Annotated in this window: 17 protein-coding genes; 1 reads left to right on the top strand and 16 read right to left on the bottom strand. The window is 46.2% G+C overall.

Translation table 11 applies throughout. The annotated features are described in order from the left end of the window. Positions 1-124: 124 nt before the first annotated feature. The 13 genes from J2Z28_RS00895 to gpr all read right to left on the bottom strand — a co-directional run bounded on the left by J2Z28_RS00895 (position 125) and on the right by gpr (position 13,294). Positions 125-517, bottom strand: coding sequence for a hypothetical protein (locus J2Z28_RS00895; RefSeq protein WP_211080824.1), 393 nt, complete (start codon positions 515-517; stop codon positions 125-127). Beyond that, a complete protein-coding gene (locus tag J2Z28_RS00900; protein ID WP_017687220.1) occupies positions 510-689 on the bottom strand; it encodes a YfhD family protein in 180 nt (59 codons plus the stop codon). Before J2Z28_RS00900 ends, J2Z28_RS00895 begins: the two co-directional genes overlap by 8 nt. 28 nt (positions 690-717) lie before the next feature. Continuing rightward, the gene (locus J2Z28_RS00905; protein ID WP_017687219.1) at positions 718-1,086 is read right to left on the bottom strand and encodes a hypothetical protein; all 369 of its coding nucleotides are present in this window, start codon (positions 1,084-1,086) and stop codon (positions 718-720) included. 240 nt (positions 1,087-1,326) lie between these two features. Continuing rightward, entirely contained in the window at positions 1,327-2,451 is a 1,125-nt protein-coding gene (dnaJ, locus tag J2Z28_RS00910; RefSeq protein ID WP_036615086.1) for a molecular chaperone DnaJ, read from the bottom strand. 129 nt (positions 2,452-2,580) lie between these two features. After that, positions 2,581-4,425: a molecular chaperone DnaK gene (dnaK, locus tag J2Z28_RS00915; RefSeq protein WP_047843796.1), complete on the bottom strand. Its 1,845-nt coding sequence runs from the start codon at positions 4,423-4,425 to the stop codon at positions 2,581-2,583. 161 nt (positions 4,426-4,586) lie between these two features. Beyond that, positions 4,587-5,150 carry a nucleotide exchange factor GrpE gene (gene grpE, locus J2Z28_RS00920; protein ID WP_211080825.1) on the bottom strand — a complete coding sequence of 188 codons (564 nt, stop codon included), beginning with the start codon at positions 5,148-5,150 and terminating at the stop codon, positions 4,587-4,589. 44 nt (positions 5,151-5,194) lie between these two features. Beyond that, positions 5,195-6,226 (bottom strand): heat-inducible transcriptional repressor HrcA, encoded by a 1,032-nt coding sequence (gene hrcA, locus J2Z28_RS00925; protein WP_036615092.1) that lies wholly within the window; start codon positions 6,224-6,226, stop codon positions 5,195-5,197. Between the two features lie 255 nt (positions 6,227-6,481). Beyond that, on the bottom strand, positions 6,482-6,952 hold the full coding sequence (locus J2Z28_RS00930; protein ID WP_017687214.1) for an N-acetyltransferase: 471 nt from the start codon (positions 6,950-6,952) through the stop codon (positions 6,482-6,484). A gap of 118 nt (positions 6,953-7,070) precedes the next feature. Beyond that, a complete protein-coding gene (gene hemW, locus J2Z28_RS00935; protein WP_211080826.1) occupies positions 7,071-8,255 on the bottom strand; it encodes a radical SAM family heme chaperone HemW in 1,185 nt (394 codons plus the stop codon). A gap of 222 nt (positions 8,256-8,477) precedes the next feature. After that, positions 8,478-10,292: a translation elongation factor 4 gene (gene lepA / locus J2Z28_RS00940; RefSeq protein WP_211080827.1), complete on the bottom strand. Its 1,815-nt coding sequence runs from the start codon at positions 10,290-10,292 to the stop codon at positions 8,478-8,480. Between the two features lie 145 nt (positions 10,293-10,437). After that, positions 10,438-10,797 carry a hypothetical protein gene (locus J2Z28_RS00945; RefSeq protein ID WP_076211674.1) on the bottom strand — a complete coding sequence of 120 codons (360 nt, stop codon included), beginning with the start codon at positions 10,795-10,797 and terminating at the stop codon, positions 10,438-10,440. Positions 10,798-10,850: 53 nt separating this feature from the next. Next, entirely contained in the window at positions 10,851-12,146 is a 1,296-nt protein-coding gene (locus tag J2Z28_RS00950) for a stage II sporulation protein P (protein WP_211080828.1), read from the bottom strand. Positions 12,147-12,292: 146 nt separating this feature from the next. Continuing rightward, on the bottom strand, positions 12,293-13,294 hold the full coding sequence (gene gpr, locus J2Z28_RS00955; protein WP_211080829.1) for a GPR endopeptidase: 1,002 nt from the start codon (positions 13,292-13,294) through the stop codon (positions 12,293-12,295). Between the two features lie 175 nt (positions 13,295-13,469). Here gpr and rpsT point away from each other — a divergent pair, with 175 nt between their 5' ends. After that, complete coding sequence (gene rpsT / locus J2Z28_RS00960; protein WP_017687208.1) at positions 13,470-13,742, top strand: 30S ribosomal protein S20; 273 nt, start codon at positions 13,470-13,472, stop codon at positions 13,740-13,742. Positions 13,743-13,930: 188 nt separating this feature from the next. Here rpsT and holA read toward each other — a convergent pair whose 3' ends face one another. The 3 genes from holA to J2Z28_RS00975 form a co-directional block, all read right to left on the bottom strand. Then, positions 13,931-14,947, bottom strand: coding sequence for a DNA polymerase III subunit delta (gene holA, locus J2Z28_RS00965; RefSeq protein ID WP_036668560.1), 1,017 nt, complete (start codon positions 14,945-14,947; stop codon positions 13,931-13,933). Between the two features lie 258 nt (positions 14,948-15,205). Then, a complete protein-coding gene (locus J2Z28_RS00970; protein ID WP_211080830.1) occupies positions 15,206-16,489 on the bottom strand; it encodes a zf-HC2 domain-containing protein in 1,284 nt (427 codons plus the stop codon). Beyond that, positions 16,486-17,034: an RNA polymerase sigma factor gene (locus J2Z28_RS00975; protein WP_105407520.1), complete on the bottom strand. Its 549-nt coding sequence runs from the start codon at positions 17,032-17,034 to the stop codon at positions 16,486-16,488. Before J2Z28_RS00975 ends, J2Z28_RS00970 begins: the two co-directional genes overlap by 4 nt. Between the last annotated feature and the right edge of the window lie 115 nt (positions 17,035-17,149).

Below are 17,149 nucleotides of genomic sequence, written 5' to 3' on the forward strand. Positions count from 1 at the left end.
AAAGCCGCACCAGTAAAAGAAAAACAAAACAGGATATCCGCAGCCTGACTGCTCGAATATCCTGTCATCTATTCATACATATCTGTTTTATTTACTTCAGCATTTTGCATAATTCGAATCTCAGTTAGCAAAAACGTCCACCATTCTGCGTGATCATCTCTGCGGCTTGCGGAAGCGAATCGTTGGATACGGACACGGTCAGCAAAATTTCTTGTTTTAGCCTGTTGGCCGAGTCCTCTTTGGGTGTATCATACACCTGACCATTGGACAACATTTCCGTTTCATCACTAATCAGGGCAAGTACATTCAGTTCGCCACTAAATCCTCCGACGACGGCCGTAGGAGAATTATCGGAGCCCGTAACATCGTTTGAGTCCAATGCAGACGCTTCATTGCCAAGGCTCTCAATACTCAATTGGTTCGGATGCAACAATTCCAGGGCTCTGCGTGCAGACTCGGCCTCAGTCCAGCTTGTAAAAACAGCTTCGAGGGTCACTGCCGAGCGATCTTCAGTCATGAAGCTCCCGTCCCTGTCGTCGATCAGCCGCTTCACTGCGGCGTAGTGCTTCGATATCTTCATGATCCGCAGCTTCAGCGCTGAATTCCACGTCCTCATTTTTAGCGGATTGCATACGTTTCATCTTTTCCGTTTTCGTTAAAATCTTGCCTGGGCGCTCATGTTCTGCCATTGTAATGCTCCTCCTTCAAATTGGGAAACTAGATCATTCCACCGGCTTGTTCAATTATAGACATAGCGCGGTGATGTACCGATTCATCTACGATGACAGTTAGCAATACATCTCTTCCTGTAGGGCCACCCTGTCCACCATCACTCATGCCGCTTGCAGAAGGGTCCGCCGCAGCCATGATTCCAGCACTGGCATTTGTTTGCATCGAATCGGGCACCCATGATGAAAAACTGCCGGAAACGCCCGGCTTGTAGGAAGCCCCGCTTGGTCCTACACCCGCATATCGGCTGAATCGATTAATTGACAGGTCCTCCACTCGCAATGCCTCCAGTTTTTTGGCTGCCCCTTGAGCTTGCTCCGGGCTGTGAAAGTACGCCAAAATATTTTTCTCGGTCATCCGCTTCACCTGCTTTCCTAATTTCTCGCATATCAGCTATGCATATCATTCTCGCCATGCTATCTTTCCGCAAGTTAGTTCAGAATATACCGAAATGCTCCCACAAATTGCTGTCGTTCTTTGTAGCATAAATCCATGGATTCTGCCAAAACCACTGGACCACTAAAAAAGGCGTACAAAAAAGGACACCCCGCGGTAAAACCCGCTGTGGTGTCCTTTTGAACTTGCTTTATTTTATTCTCAGTCGCCGCGGAAGGCGCGTTTCACTCTATCAAAGAAAGATTGTTCATGCTCATGTGTTTGCTCTCCATCCAGCGAAGCAATTTGGCGAAGCAGATCTTTCTGCTCGTCATTCAGCTTACTAGGTGTAACCACAACCACTTTCACATGCTGATCCCCTTGCCCCATACCGCGCAGGCGTGGTACACCTTTGCCTTTGAGGCGGAAATACGTTCCCGTTTGTGTACCAGCTGGTACTTTCAACTTCACTTTCTCGGTCAACGTTGGGATCTCAACTTCATCTCCCAGAGCTGCCTGAGCAAAGGTAAGTGGGATTTCGCAATAAATATCGTCACCTTCACGCTCGAAGAAATCATGTGATTTCACGCGAATGACAATATACAGATCTCCCGCTGGTCCGCCACGCAGGCCTCCCTCGCCCTCACCTGTCATACGCAGTTGCGCGCCATCATCTACACCCGCTGGAATGCGAACATGGATTTTGCGTTGCTTGCGGACTTTACCGCTACCACTGCACGTTGTACATTTTTCTTTGATAATTTGGCCCGAACCGCTACAGTTCGAACATGCACGACGATTAACCATACGACCAAACGGTGTATTTTGCACGACTTCCTGCTGACCGCTACCTTGGCAGACCGAGCAGGTTTCCGGTTTCGTTCCAGGTTTGGCACCTGAGCCATGACAGGTATCACAGCCTTCGGTACGCGGAATCGTAATATCGGTTTCTTTACCGAATACAGCTTCCTTGAACTCAATCGTCATCGTGTACTGCAGATCATTCCCCCGTTGCGGAGCATTTGGATCACGTCGTCCACCGCCACCGCCGCCAAAGAACATGTCGAAGATGTCGCCAAATCCGCCGCCGCCAAAATCACCGCCACCACCGAATCCACCTTGATTCGGATCGACATGACCATATTGATCATATTGTGCACGCTTCTGACCGTCACTCACTACGTCGTAAGCTTCTTTAACTTCTTTAAATTTAGCTTCCGCATCAGCAGCCTTGTTTACGTCAGGGTGATACTGACGGGCAAGCTTACGGTAAGCCTTTTTAATTTCATCGTCGTTAGCCGTTTTACTAACGCCAAGCACCTCATAATAATCACGCTTTTCAGCCACTCTTCCACCCCCATATCATTCACCATATCGCACATCGTGACAAAAGGAAAGCCAAAGCGCGGGAGCCCCGGCTATGACTTTCCCTCTAGTTCGAACGTCACCGATGTTTAATTCGCGTAGAACTACGAATTAGTTTTGTTTTTTATCTTCATCCACAACTTCGTAATCAGCGTCTACGACGTTGTCACGTTTAGCAGAACCTTGTTGCTCTTCAGCACCTTGTGCTTCTTGCTCTTGCGCCTGAGCTTGCTCATACAGTTTCACAGACAGTTGTTGAACGATCTCTGTCAGTTCTTCTGTAGCAGCTTTGATATCTTCCAGGTTGTCGGAAGCCAGAACGCCTTGCAGTTTTTCTTTCGCAGCATTTGCTTTTTCAACTTCGCCAGCATCTGCTTTTTCGCCAAGATCTTTGATCGTTTTGTCAACAGAGTAGATCAATTGATCTGCACTGTTTTTCGCTTCAACGAGTTCTCTGCGTTTTTTATCTTCTTCAGCGTGCAGCTCAGCATCTTTCATCATTTGCTCCACTTCAGCATCGCTCAAACCGCTGGAAGAAGTGATTGTGATTTTTTGAGTTTTGTTCGTACCTTTATCTGTTGCAGATACGTTAACGATACCGTTGGCATCAATATCGAAGCTAACTTCGATCTGTGGAACGCCACGTGGAGCCGGTGGAATATCACCCAACATGAAACGTCCAAGCGATTTGTTACCTGCTGCCATCTCACGCTCACCTTGCAGAACATGAATCTCAACGCTCGGTTGATTGTCTGCATATGTGGAGAACACTTGTGATTTGCTTGTAGGGATCGTAGTGTTACGCTCGATCATTTTAGTGAATACGCCACCCGCTGTTTCGATACCCAGGGACAATGGCGTTACGTCGAGCAATACAACGTCTTTCACGTCACCTGTCAGTACGCCCGCTTGTACAGCAGCACCCAAAGCTACAACTTCATCCGGGTTAACGCCTTTGTGTGGCTCTTTACCCGTCAGTTTTTTGATTGCTTCTTGTACTGCTGGAATACGTGTCGAACCACCAACCAATACGATCTTGTCGATATCGTTAGGCGTCATACCCGCATCACTCAATGCACGACGAGTTGGTTCAAGCGTACGCTCAACCAGACCTTCAGAGATTTCTTCAAATTTCGCACGGCTCAGGTTCAACTCCAAATGCTGAGGAACGCCATCAGCAACTGTGATGAACGGCAAGGAGATCGTTGTAGTCAATACGCCGGAAAGTTCTTTTTTCGCTTTTTCCGCTGCATCTTTCAAACGTTGAACCGCTGCCTTATCTTTACTCAAGTCAATGCCTTGATCTTTTTTGAATTCACTTACGAGGTAATCAATGATCACTTGGTCAAAGTCATCCCCGCCTAGTTTGTTGTCCCCGCTAGTTGCTTTAACTTCAAAGAAGCCATCACCCAGTTCAAGAATGGATACGTCGAACGTACCGCCACCCAGGTCATATACGAGGATCGTTTGGTCTTCGGATTTCTCCATACCGTATGCCAAAGCTGCTGCTGTTGGCTCGTTGACGATACGCAGAACTTCCAAACCTGCAATTTTACCCGCATCTTTAGTCGCTTGGCGCTGACTGTCATTGAAGTAAGCCGGTACAGTGATAACTGCTTGAGTTACCGTTTGACCCAGATAAGCTTCAGCATCGGATTTCAATTTTTGCAGGATGATTGCAGAGATCTCTTGTGCGGAGTAGTCTTTGCTATCGATTGTTTCCTTGTGGGAAGTACCCATGTGACGTTTGATCGACATGATGGTACGATCCGGATTGGTGATGGCTTGACGTTTTGCTGTTTCACCAACAACGCGCTCTCCATCTTTTTTGAAACCAACTACGGATGGAGTTGTACGTGCGCCCTCCGGATTTGGAATTACGACAGCCTCGCCGCCTTCCATTACTGCTACGCATGAGTTTGTTGTTCCTAAGTCAATACCAATTACTTTGCTCATCCGAAAATTTCCTCCCTCAACAATTTAAAATGAATGGGTCTGATCTGACCCTTATTTAGATGTTCATGTTGCTAATCGTGCTCTATGTGTACAAACCTTTATATTAAACTTCGCCCACATTGTTCAACCATGGAGCCGACTCATTCCTTCCTATAAGGAATTTATGAGCTGACTTTAACCATAGCTGGACGAAGCACTTTATCTTTCAGCATGTAGCCTTTTTGGACTTCCTCAACAACGATACCTTCTTCGTACTCGTCGCTCTCCACTTGCATAATTGCTTGGTGGAATTCAGGATTGAACGGTTGTCCTACCGATTCCATAGCCGTCAGACCTTCATTATTCATCACGGTTTCCAATTGACGGAAAATCATTTGGATGCCCTTGGAGAAAGATTCGACCTCTGCTCCTTCCGGTACAGTAGCCATGGCGCGCTCGAAGTTATCAATAACCGGTACCAGTTCGGTGATCAGCTTCATCGAAGCGTATTTAGCCAATTCTTCTTTTTCCTTCTGCGTACGACGACGGAAGTTATCAAAATCAGCCTGTGCACGGACATAACGCTGTTGTTGCTCCTCAGCTTCTGCCTTCAGACGTGCAAGCTCATCCTGCTCCTGACCAGCCATCTCTTCAGCTTGTGCTTCTGCAGCGCCAGCTTCATTAATAGGCTCCTGCTCAGTTGCTGTTACCTCTTGTTCTTCTGTAAATGATTGCTCCTCTTTCAAGATGTTCACCTCCTTATACGAATGAAATGGTTCATTCCCGAATCTTATTTGAAACGATGTGTCAGCATCGCCGTCAAGTCACGGGATAGTGTATTTAGAATATGAATGACACGTGCATAATCCATCCGCGTGGGTCCTAGAATACCGATCGAACCCAAAGCCTCACCGTCCAATGAATAGGAGGCTGTAATCAGGCTGCAGTTGGCAAAGGCTTCATGATCATTTTCAGTGCCGATTCGCACTTGAATACCAGATCCACCCGGCACGGGCATCATCAATTTCATGAGTGTTGGTGTCTCTTCCAGCAGGTCAAGAATATCTTTTACCTTTTCGATATCTTTAAACTCCGGTTGAGTCAACATATTGGTGGCACCACTGAGGAACAGACGATTATCATGTTCATTGTCAAAGGCACTGTTGAGCACCTGCATAACTTCCTCATAACGTGTAATATGCCGTTCCATCTCTTGCCCAAGTTCGGTATAAAGACGGGATTTCAATTTGTAGATTGGTACGCCCACAAGTTTGGTATTTAACAAGCGAACCACATTTTCCATCTCGGCTACCGAGATTTCTGGTGGAATCTGAACCGTCTTGTTCTCCACTTGACCTGTATTGGTCACGATGATTGCCACAGCTTCACTCTCGTTCAGCGGAAGCAATTGGAAGTGACGTAGGGACGTATGGAATACTTCCGGTCCAAGCAGGATCGAAGTATAATTCGTCATATGTGACAAAATATTGGATGCATGCTGAATAACTTGTTCCATGACGTTCAGTTTTTCAGCGAAGAACGACTTGAGATCATCCAACTCCTGAGGCTCCACCTGATTCCAGGGAACCAAATGATCGACATAATATCGATAGCCTTTATGGGATGGAATGCGTCCAGCCGATGTATGAGGCTGCTCCAGAAAGCCCATATCTTCAAGGTCCGCCATTTCATTACGGATCGTCGCCGGACTGTATCCAACATCTCCCCTTTTGGAAATGCTCCGGGACCCTACGGGCTCAGCTGAACGGATATAGTCATCCACTATGGCGTTCAGAATCATTCGTTGACGCTCTGTTAACATGGTGAGTATTCCCTCCTTCTGACTGTACTGTCCCATGTCGTTAGCACTCCGGTTAGATGAGTGCTAAGCGGTAATACAAAAATACCAAACTGACGTGAACATTGTCAAGTGAGTTTGATGAGTGGGCTCATCTATTTATAGTATAGACCAATGTCGACGAGTCCTAACAACTTTATTGAACATACTTTGAAGTAAAAAAGGACTGCATGTAGGGCAGAGGCTGACTCGGCTCGATCCATGCAGTCCATTCAGTTGTTATGCTGAAACGTTAAGTTCTTTCAGTACCGCGATCTCATCGCAACAATCCTGCTTGCTGCAATGAACACAGTCGGTCCATACTTTCTCGGGGAAAATCTCTTTTTCCACCACAGCAAAGCCGTTTTTGAGGAAGAAGGACACTTCATATGTCAACGCCATTACCTTTGGAATCTGTTGTTTCTCGGCTTCTTCTACCAGTCGATCCAGCAATCGTGATCCAATACCGAGCCCTTTATGCCCTTCCGAGATACCGAGTGATCTGACTTCCACCAGATCATTCCCCAGACGACAAAGCGATCCGCAACCCACCACTTCACCATCAACTTCGGCTACAACAAAGTGCTCCAGCTGTCGGTGCAGTATTTCCCGTGATCGCGGAAGCATGATCCCACGCTCTGCATAGCCCTTAATCATTTCATACAGTGGTTCAACATCTTCCGGTACGGCTTTTCTGCATATTACCGACATCCTGCTCTCCTCCTATTACCAAGCTTTCCAGAGGAAAGCTGACTTCGTAGTTGTTAAATTAACACGCTCTGTAAAATCAACATGAATAAATATACAACAAAGCGTATACAATTTCAAGCTACGAATTCAGCGATATGGACCCGATAAACTCCGCAAAAACGTCATTTCCGAACAGGATACCCTGCTCGCTCAGTCGGAAGCCGTCTGCCGTCCGTTCAAGCAACCCTGCGTTCAACATTTTGCCCAAAGGCTTCGCAAACACTTCTTCCATAGACTCTCCGAACTGTTCGCTAAACCGAGAGGCCGAAGCTCCCTCCAACATTCTCAGTCCAACCATCAGATAATCTTCCATGGCCTCCGGGCGAGCAATCTCAAAATGATCCAGACGAGGCAGCCCTGCTCGTGAAGCTTCAACATAAGGATTTATACCTTTAATATTCATATGCCGTTCACGGCCTACATATCCATGTGCACCTGCACCCAGACCATAGTAGTCCTCATTACGCCAGTAGGTAATATTGTGACGACTCTCAAAGCCTGGCTTGGCAAAGTTGCTGATCTCGTATTGTCCATAGCCTGCTTCTTTCATACGTCTCATTAATAGAAGGTACATCTCCAGCTCGTCATCTTCATGAGGAAGTGGCAACTGGTTCTTCTGATACAGGGTATGGAAAAGTGTATTCTCTTCCACTTTCAGGCTGTAGATGGAGTAATGCGGCAGATCCAGTTCCAGCGCCTTGTCGATACTCTCATTCAACATCTCTACGGTCTGGTTTGGCAAGCCGAACATCAGGTCAATGGACAGGTTATTCAGTCCCGCTTTACGAGCGTTCTCCAGACTCCGATATACATCATCCGTATTATGAATACGGCCAATGCCTGTCAGCAGATCATTCTGAAAAGCCTGCACGCCAAAGCTGACGCGGTTGACGCCGCCTTCTTTCATCGCAGCGAGTTTCTCCGCATCCGTTGTTCCCGGGTTGGCTTCCATCGAAAATTCAATATCGTCCGCCCAATTTGGGAAATACGTCTTCACGGAACGAAGAAATACTGCCATCTCATCCGATTTCAGAGCTGTTGGCGTACCCCCACCTACAAATATAGTCTTGATCTCACCCGGTGGATTGGCCTTAACTGTATGTTCCATCTCCCGTTCCAGCGCTTCGAGATATTGCATCACGGGCTGATCTTTCAGAACGTAGGAGTTAAAGTCGCAATAAAAACATTTATTCGTGCAAAAGGGAATGTGAAGATACACCGCTTGGGGCGCACCTGTCTTCCGGCTGTGTGCTGCCAATGTCATGGCAAGTCCCCCTCTATTTGAAAAAAGGAAAGCCATCCGGCTTCCCTTTCAGCTTAGTTATTTAATATTCTGTGTTGTAACCATGTTTGCAAGCAAACGTCCTATAATTCAATTTCGATACACACACTCTGTGATGTACCCGAGACAAAATATCGTTTATCCTTTCATACACAAATTATTGATGTACCAAAAAGATTCACGTGACGTTTGCAAGCAAACGTCCTAATCATCAATTTTCAGTACCGCCATGAATGCCTCTTGTGGCACCTCAACGTTACCAACTTGCTTCATCCGCTTCTTACCTTCCTTCTGCTTCTCAAGCAGTTTCCGTTTCCGCGAGATGTCACCACCATAACACTTGGCAAGTACGTTTTTACGCATTGCTTTTACCGTCTCACGAGCAACGACCTTGGTACCTACAGATGCCTGAATTGGCACCTCGAACATTTGCCGTGGAATCAGCTCGCGCAGTTTCTCACAGACAATGCGTCCGCGGTTATAGGCACGATCACGGTGAACGATGAAGGACAGAGCATCCACCTGTTCGCCATTAAGTACAATATCCATTTTCGCCAGATTGGACTGACGGTAACCGGACAGCTCATAATCCAGTGATGCATATCCTTTGGTACCGGATTTCAACTGGTCGAAGAAGTCATATACAATCTCGGACAACGGAATCTCATAGGTAATGGTAACCCGAGTTGTGTCCAGATATTCCATATTTACATATTCACCGCGTTTAGTCTGACACAGCTCCATAATGGTACCTACATAATCATTCGGTACGATAATATCTGCCTTGACGTATGGTTCCTCGACGTAATCAATCCGTCCCACCTCAGGATAGTTGGATGGGTTGTCGATTTTCATCACTTCACCATTCGTTAAGGTGACGTGATAGATTACACTTGGTGCCGTTGTGATCAACGGAATGTTAAACTCCCGCTCGATTCGCTCCTGGATAACGTCCATGTGAAGCAGTCCAAGGAATCCGCAACGGAATCCAAAACCGAGAGCACTGGATGTTTCCGGTTCAAAGCTCAGAGACGCATCGTTCAACTGCAATTTCTCCAACGCTTCACGCAGATCAACATAGTCCGATGTTTCGATCGGATAGAGACCACAATACACCATTGGGTTAATTTTACGATAACCCGGCAAAGGTTCCGGTGTTGGATTTTTGGCATCCGTTACCGTATCCCCGACTTGTGTATCGCCAACATGCCGGATACCTGCAACGATAAATCCAACATCCCCGACGTTCAGCTCGTCCACGATGGTCATGCGAGGTTTGAACGCTCCAACTTCAATGACTTCAAATGATTTACCTGTTGCCATCATTTTGATTTTGGAACCGGTTTTGATTTTGCCATCAACAACACGTACATATACGATTACACCTTTGTACGGGTCATAGTGCGAGTCAAAAATCAGCGCTTTCAAAGGCTGGTCAGGATCACCAGTTGGTGCCGGAACACTTTTCACCACTTGCTCCAAAATTTCTTTGATTCCGATTCCTGATTTGGCCGAAGCCAAAACCGCATTACTTGTGTCCAAACCAATAACATCTTCCACTTCCTGCTTCACCCGTTCAGGATCAGCGCTTGGAAGGTCAATTTTGTTGATAACCGGTAAAATTTCAAGGTTGTTATCCAATGCCAGATACACGTTGGCAAGTGTTTGGGCTTCAATTCCCTGAGCCGCATCCACAACCAGCAGAGCACCTTCACATGCAGCAAGACTGCGTGATACTTCATACGTGAAGTCTACGTGTCCCGGTGTATCAATCAGATTCAATAAATACTCTTCACCGTCATCCGCTTTGTAAGTCAAGGCTACTGCTTGTAGCTTGATCGTTATTCCACGTTCGCGTTCAAGGTCCATTTTATCCAGAACTTGTTCCTGCATTTCACGTGAAGAGAGCGCACCTGTGTACTCCAAGATCCGGTCCGCAAGTGTTGATTTGCCGTGATCTATATGTGCAATGATAGAAAAGTTACGAATTTTACGTTGTCTTGCCCGAATGTCAGTCATTCCTTACCCCCAGAAACAGCCTAGTGTCAATCACTTCATTATAACAGTTGAAGCACAGTGCATCAATCCCGTGATGTCTCAACTTTATAATAAAGTGTCATCATGCACTCCCGGAGGTTATATTGTACCTTAAAATTATGGTATTTTATTCAGCAACACCGCTAAAAAGAGAGACCACCCACTTGATTCCACTGTGCGAGAGATTTTGCAATAGTCCAGCCGTTTTGTCTGCCAACACATCAACCGGAGCCTTATTTTGATCTGCCCCAAGCACTTGGCTTGGTGACTGAACAGGTACAAATGGTGGTTCTTTGATTTCCTTTTGGACAGGTGCAGTCGGAACAGATTCGGTCACCGATGAAGTTGGCTCAGTTGTCACAACGGTTGATGTGCCTCCTGATGGATTGCCCATATGAAAGTTGCTGCCAGCCAGCTGCATTCCAAACAGAACACCCAGCAACATTAATACAGCGATGGATAACAGTCTTTTACCGAATCTGGACATGTGCATTGCCTCCTGTCACTCTCTACTATTTTTCCTTCTTACATATATGGTTCCTATCCACCCTGCGACGAAGTTTTGGCACTGGCTTTGTCCACCTTCTGATCTTCCCAATACACTTGGACAATCATGTCTGCTAGAATCTTCGATGTCCGTTGGAGCTCAGCTCCTGTGTTGTCGATGCCGCCAATCTCAATCAAAATGCTGTTGGGTGAAAGGGTTTGGTTATACTCTCCATTGTTGGCTCCTCCGCCATCTTTGCCCCACACACCACGGGATACCCCAGGATACTTGGCTTCCAGTTTCTTATGAATTTTCGCTGCAAAGGCTTCATTCTGCCGCCAATTTGGATTTTCATGTCCAATAATGAAATACACTTTGGCGTAGCCCAAGTCATTAATAGTGGTTGTTGTTTTGCCATGACGCTGTGAATCGCGATGAATGTCTATGAGATACGTCAGATCATCATTTTGAGCGAGTGCCGCTTTTACCGTTTGACGGGAATATTTATAAGAATAGTTCCAGTTGTAGTCCTTTACTTTAGTGGGGTAATCATCCTTGGCGTGTTCTACGCCGATTCCCAGCTTCTTCAGACTGTCTGAGAGATAGGTTCCCACTTGAAACACATTGCCTGTTGATTTGCCTGATGATGGATTATCGCTTTTTGTACCTAGCAGTGGATTGTAGCCTTCCCGTGGATGGGAATGATAGATAAGAATTGACTTTTTGCCTGTTGCCGGTGAGCCTGAATTGTCTTTCTCACCATTCTTCGCTGGGGGATCTTCTTTACCTTCTCCATCTCCAGGCTCACTCGACTCAGGTGGATCCGTATTGTCCTGGCCTGGTGGAACATGAAGCTCGCTACCGGGTTTTCCTCCACCTGCGGAAGCCGTATCCGTAAGACCTGGACCGGGCTGATAATCTTCGGGAGCCTCGGCTTTTTCGTTACCAGATCCAGGACGGAGCAGAACTGGTTGGTTGGAACCCATGCCCGGCATTTCTCTCGCAATCAGGCTCTTCGGATCTTGAGGATTTACATTCGTTAGTAATTGGAAAACAAATGAGGTGAGATTTTCACCGGATATAGCAGACGTCTGTTCCTTCTGGGTGAGATGGGGCATCTCCATACCGAGCATATCGACGAAAAAACGGCTTGATACGGCACTCGCAAATCCTTTCATGGAAGAAACGGGGGAATTATTCAAGCGTTTCTCTGCCATTCCCCCCAGACCCAGTACAACAAAAAACAAGGCAGATATGATCATAAGCAACAACAACGTACGGCCCATGGCCAGCACGTGCAGACATCTTTTTTTCCACTTCCCAATATTCCAGGCCAATATCTTGTTCATTCTGCTGTCTCCTTCCCTGCTGGACAACTCTTATACTTCAACTCTATGAGCCCGCCCAATTTGATAGAACAGGAAAATGAAAGATTCCAGAAACAAAAAAAAGAAAGTCCGATAGATTCGGACCTTCTTCTCAGCAGTTTTAAGTTTTAATGTGTATAGGCGGCTACGTTATCCGGATTCACGGCATCGTGGAGTGCGGCGTTAAGTCCTGTAGCGATAACATTGGCAATTCCCTCAATAAACTCATCGATTTCCTTTGGGGTAACAATGAGGTCATGACCCAGTGGCTCCAGTACCTCTTTCACCAGACTCAAGCGATCTTGCTCACCGATGTCGTCCAGCATGCCCATGATCTGTTTGGTCTGATCCGTTTCCTGGCGGAAGTGTGAGCGCATCATCTCAATCACATTGTTCACAATGGTGGACGCATAACATACGGTTGGTACTCCGATGGCGATGCAAGGCACACCTAATATCTCACGGGTCAGGCCACGCCGTTTGTTTCCAATACCGGAACCCGGATGAATACCAATGTCCGCTACCTGAATCGTTGTATTTACACGTTCCAAGGAACGGGAGGCCAGGGCATCAATCGCAATAATGGCATCAGGCTTGGTCCGGTCTACAATCCCCTGTACGATGTCACTGGATTCAATGCCCGTTGTACCTAACACGCCGGGAGCAATCGCGCTGACTTCCCGATACCCTGGCGCAACCTGATCTGGCACCAATTCGAAATACTGACGCGTCACCATCAGATTTTCTACAACAAGTGGACCGAGTGAATCCGGGGTGACATTTAAGTTGCCCAAGCCAACAATCAAGACCTTGGATGTTTTGTTGATTCCGGCCTTAACCATAAAATCTTCCATTTCACGTGTGAACTCAGCAGCAACTCGCTCCTTTAACTCGGTATCACCATTCCGTAGTGAAGGTACTTCCAAGGTGACATAGTGGCCTTTTACCCGACCAATGGCCGTGGCTGCTTCTTCATTCAGGACATCAATACGTGTAATCGTAATGCCCTCTTTTTTCTCTACATCTTCCCGCAGTCCAGGAATCGTCTGTTTCTGTCCACCTTGCGCCATTTCCTTGGAGTCGATCGCCAAATCGGTACGAACTGTATAGTTTTGCAAATCCAGTGTCATTCTGTCCCTGCCTCCCTTACCGCATTTGAGCATATTGTGTGGGAAAAAGGGTTCCTTTATACAGCATGTCGAACATCGTAGGAATATCTGTTGCATTTTACATGCTAGCGTGATAGAATATTTTAAGTTGTGAAACGTTTGTATTCATGCAAATGCCTTACAGGAGGTGAATGTAATGCCAAACATCAAATCCGCTGTTAAACGCGTAAAAACGAACGACAAGCGCCGCGCACTCAACGCTTCTCAGAAGTCTGCACTCCGTACAGCTGTTAAAGCTGCTGATGCTGCTCTGGTAAGTAACGAAGTTGATACTGCAAAAGCTGCGATTCAAGCTGCTTCCAAAAAGCTGGACAAGGCTGTAACTAAAGGTCTGGTTCATAAAAATGCTGCAGCACGCAAAAAATCTCGCTTGGCGAAAAAACTGAACGCTCTTTCCGCACAAGCGTAAGAAGCGTTACTTATACGATCCAATGGAAAAATCCTGAACAGCATAGGCTTTCAGGATTTTTTAGTATCTGATTCGATAAGTATAAGACACAGATAAAGCGACCTTTATTCCGATGATTTAACTATCATGGAGCAAAGGTCGCTTTGTTTGTTCCTCACACTAGTAATCTATTACGTTTACTTATCCATTCATGCACCAAGTCTCAATAAGAACAGCTCCAGACCAAGCACTTTATCCACCGCTCCTGTTTTCATCTGGTAATCCAGTTCACTAAGGTGACTCAAGATCATTCTCAGACGTTCCGGCTGAAATTTACGGGCTTGTTCACCCGCAATCTTAACAGCATACGGATGCAGACCAAGCTGACTGGCAATCTGCTGCTGAGAGTAACTTTGTTGTCCCAACTCTTTCACCTGGATCATGATCCGAAACTGGCGTGCGATTAAAGCCGCAATTTTAATCGGTTCTTCCCGCTGCTTCAGCAACTCATAGAAAAGAGCCAACGCTTTCTCCAGTCGCAAATTAGCAAGTTCCTCCACCAGTGAAAATACATTCTGCTCTGTACTACGGGCAACCAGTGACTCGATATCAGCACGCTTGATTGTTCCCCCATTACCCGCAAACAAACATAACTTGTCTACTTCAGCAGACAGGGTCTGAAGACCTGTTCCTGCATAGCTGATCAACGTTTCTGCCGCTCCCGTCTCCAAGGAAACATCCCGCTGCTTCGCCAGTTTCACTATCCAATTCAATAACTCTTCTCCACTGAGTGGAGCAAAAGCAAGAACTACTGCCTGTTTCTTGACAGCTTTCACCAGTTTCTTACGCTCATCCAGCTTATCCCCTTGGGCCAGGAAAACAATCGTACTGTAATCTGCCGGATTTTCCATATATGTAAGCAGACGATCAACCTGATGTTCAATCTTGGATTCTTTACCTGCGGTGAACAGACTCGCATCCCTTACAATTATTAATTTGCGAGGAACCAGAAAAGGTACGGTCTCTGCTTCTTCAATAACGACCTCCACAGCCGTTTCAGACAAATCATATGGAATAATCGCAAAATCACGATGTTCTTCTTCAATAACCTGTTCTTTTAACATATCCGTAAATTGCTGTATCTGGTACTTCTCCGTCCCGTACAGCACATATATCGGTGCCGTTTCTCCATTACGTATTGCCTTTGTTGCACTTTTTACATCCATTCACGGCGCCTCCTTATCCCTCTTATCCTACCAGAAAAAGCGCAAGACAACAAAGGGACCTTACATCCAATTGCGGATGAAGGTCCCCTGTCCTACATCTATATAAACGCTGACACCAGCAGTTCTAGAAAAAGCCGGTGCGCGGTCATACGACGTCAGTTGTTTGAACTGAGATAGGACGTGTTTTGTTACTTCCACTATATGCTTGTCATACTAAAAATGTTCTTTCGTTTAGAGGAGCGCACTCCCCATTTTTAATTATTTCGCAGGAGCTCCACCTGAAACAGCAGGTACATTAAACGAATTCTTCGCCGTTGTTCCGTCCTTGTCCGTTTCGTAATTAAACAGGGTACCATCCTTTGACCAACTCGCTGACTTCAGCGTCCCCTCTATACTGCGTTGTTCAACCAAATTTAGAACATCCGGTTCATTGGCAGGTTTGGAGTATATGCTGATTTGATCACCAATAAGCATAACTACATAGGAGCCGTCAGGTGATTTCCATTCTTTTGGTGCTGCTGTTGTAGTCATTCCCTGATCCGGTCCTGCTGCGAATCCTTTGTTTCCTCCAGAGGTGTCTGCACCTGCACTGGAATCAGGTACAGTGTTACCTTCAACCGGAACATCTTCAGTCATATTAGGTGTTGTATCCTGAGAAGTGAAGGATTGCGCATCTCCATTGTCCGTTTCTGTTACTCCATTCTCTTCCCCATCTGCAGAAGATTTAGGAGAATCTCCTGATCCCTGAATTCTCTGCTCAGAATCTTGGTTCTGAACCGGATTTTTCTGATCATCGGTCGAAGGAGTTTTGGACGAATTATCCTGAGTTCCTTTATTCCGAGCAGGCGTTGATTCAGTAGCCGGTTGTTGAGGTGTCGGATCTGACTGAACTTCAGGCTCCTGTACCTCATCTCCACCGTTCTCTTCAGGAATTGTTTCTACGTCTTGGTTATCTGGTTTAGTTGGTGAAACATTCGATTGATCCAAATACACATCGTTGCTGCTTGGTTGGGACGAAGTGGCAGGATCATAATTTTCAATATTCTTGCTTAATGAATTCTCATCCAAATTGCCGCCCTCTTGAGAAGCTCCAGAGCTCATCAGCATGGAATCGGCATTCTCAATCTGTTCAGGCTGATATCCCCAGATGGCGAATCCCAATACAACTGCCGCAGCCGCTGCACCCATGGACATACGTCCTGCCATCGAGTTAAGCCATTTTTGCTTCGTTTTCCGCTCACTTGAACGTTGTAAATTCTCAAATGCAGCGGGGACAGGATTCATTTCCTGTATGGTGCTACTTTGTTCCTTCCGCGCTTCGTCAATGGCATCAAGCTGTGGCATAATCGCATCAACCAGACTAAATTTCGGGCTTACTTGCGGTAATTCTTCCAGTTCTCTGGAAAGAGCTCTGAGTAAACTAAAATTCTCGGCGCACTCCGGACACTTTGCCACATGCTGTAGCATCTGCGCGGTTTCCGCCTCGCCCAGATCATGATCCAGATAGCGGTGCATCCATTCCACCACCTCTTCGCATTTCATCCTGTCACACCACCTTTCTGATATTCCTGTAGTAGATTCTGTAATTGCTGCCTGGCTCTAAATAAATAAGATTTCACCGTATTCAATGGAAGATCGAGACAATCCGCAATTTCATTGTAGGATAAGTCCTGCAAATATCTTAGAACAATAACGGTACGATGATGCTCGGGAAGCTTGTTGATCGCATCCTGAATGTCTTGGGCCACATATGTAGACATGACCTCGTACTCCACATCCTGATTATCCTGAAAAACCATGTCATGTTCATCAATGGAGACAGACGGCTTGGTTCTTCTGAATTTATCAATACAGATGTTCGTGACGATGCGTTGTACCCATGTTTTGAATTGGGCCTTTTCTTCATATGAATTAATTTTGGTGTAAATTCGGATCAACGCTTCCTGAGCAGCGTCCAAAGCGTCCTGTTCATTATTTAGAATGTAATATGCGGTCCGATAGACATGTTGTTCAATCTCCCGCAATAGGGTAATTAGAGCGTCGCGATCGCCCGATTGAGCGGCTCTGATGAGTTCCGACTCTACCACAAAGGATCCCCCTCTCCCTGCAACCTTACAGACGTGATCATCAATAAAATTGTTGCAAAGTTAAGTATTTTTTTAATTTGCCATAACAAAATAACGGCGTATGTATTAGGGCCGC

The sequence above is a fragment of the Paenibacillus xylanexedens genome (assembly GCF_017874615.1).
Taxonomy (GTDB): domain Bacteria; phylum Bacillota; class Bacilli; order Paenibacillales; family Paenibacillaceae; genus Paenibacillus; species Paenibacillus xylanexedens.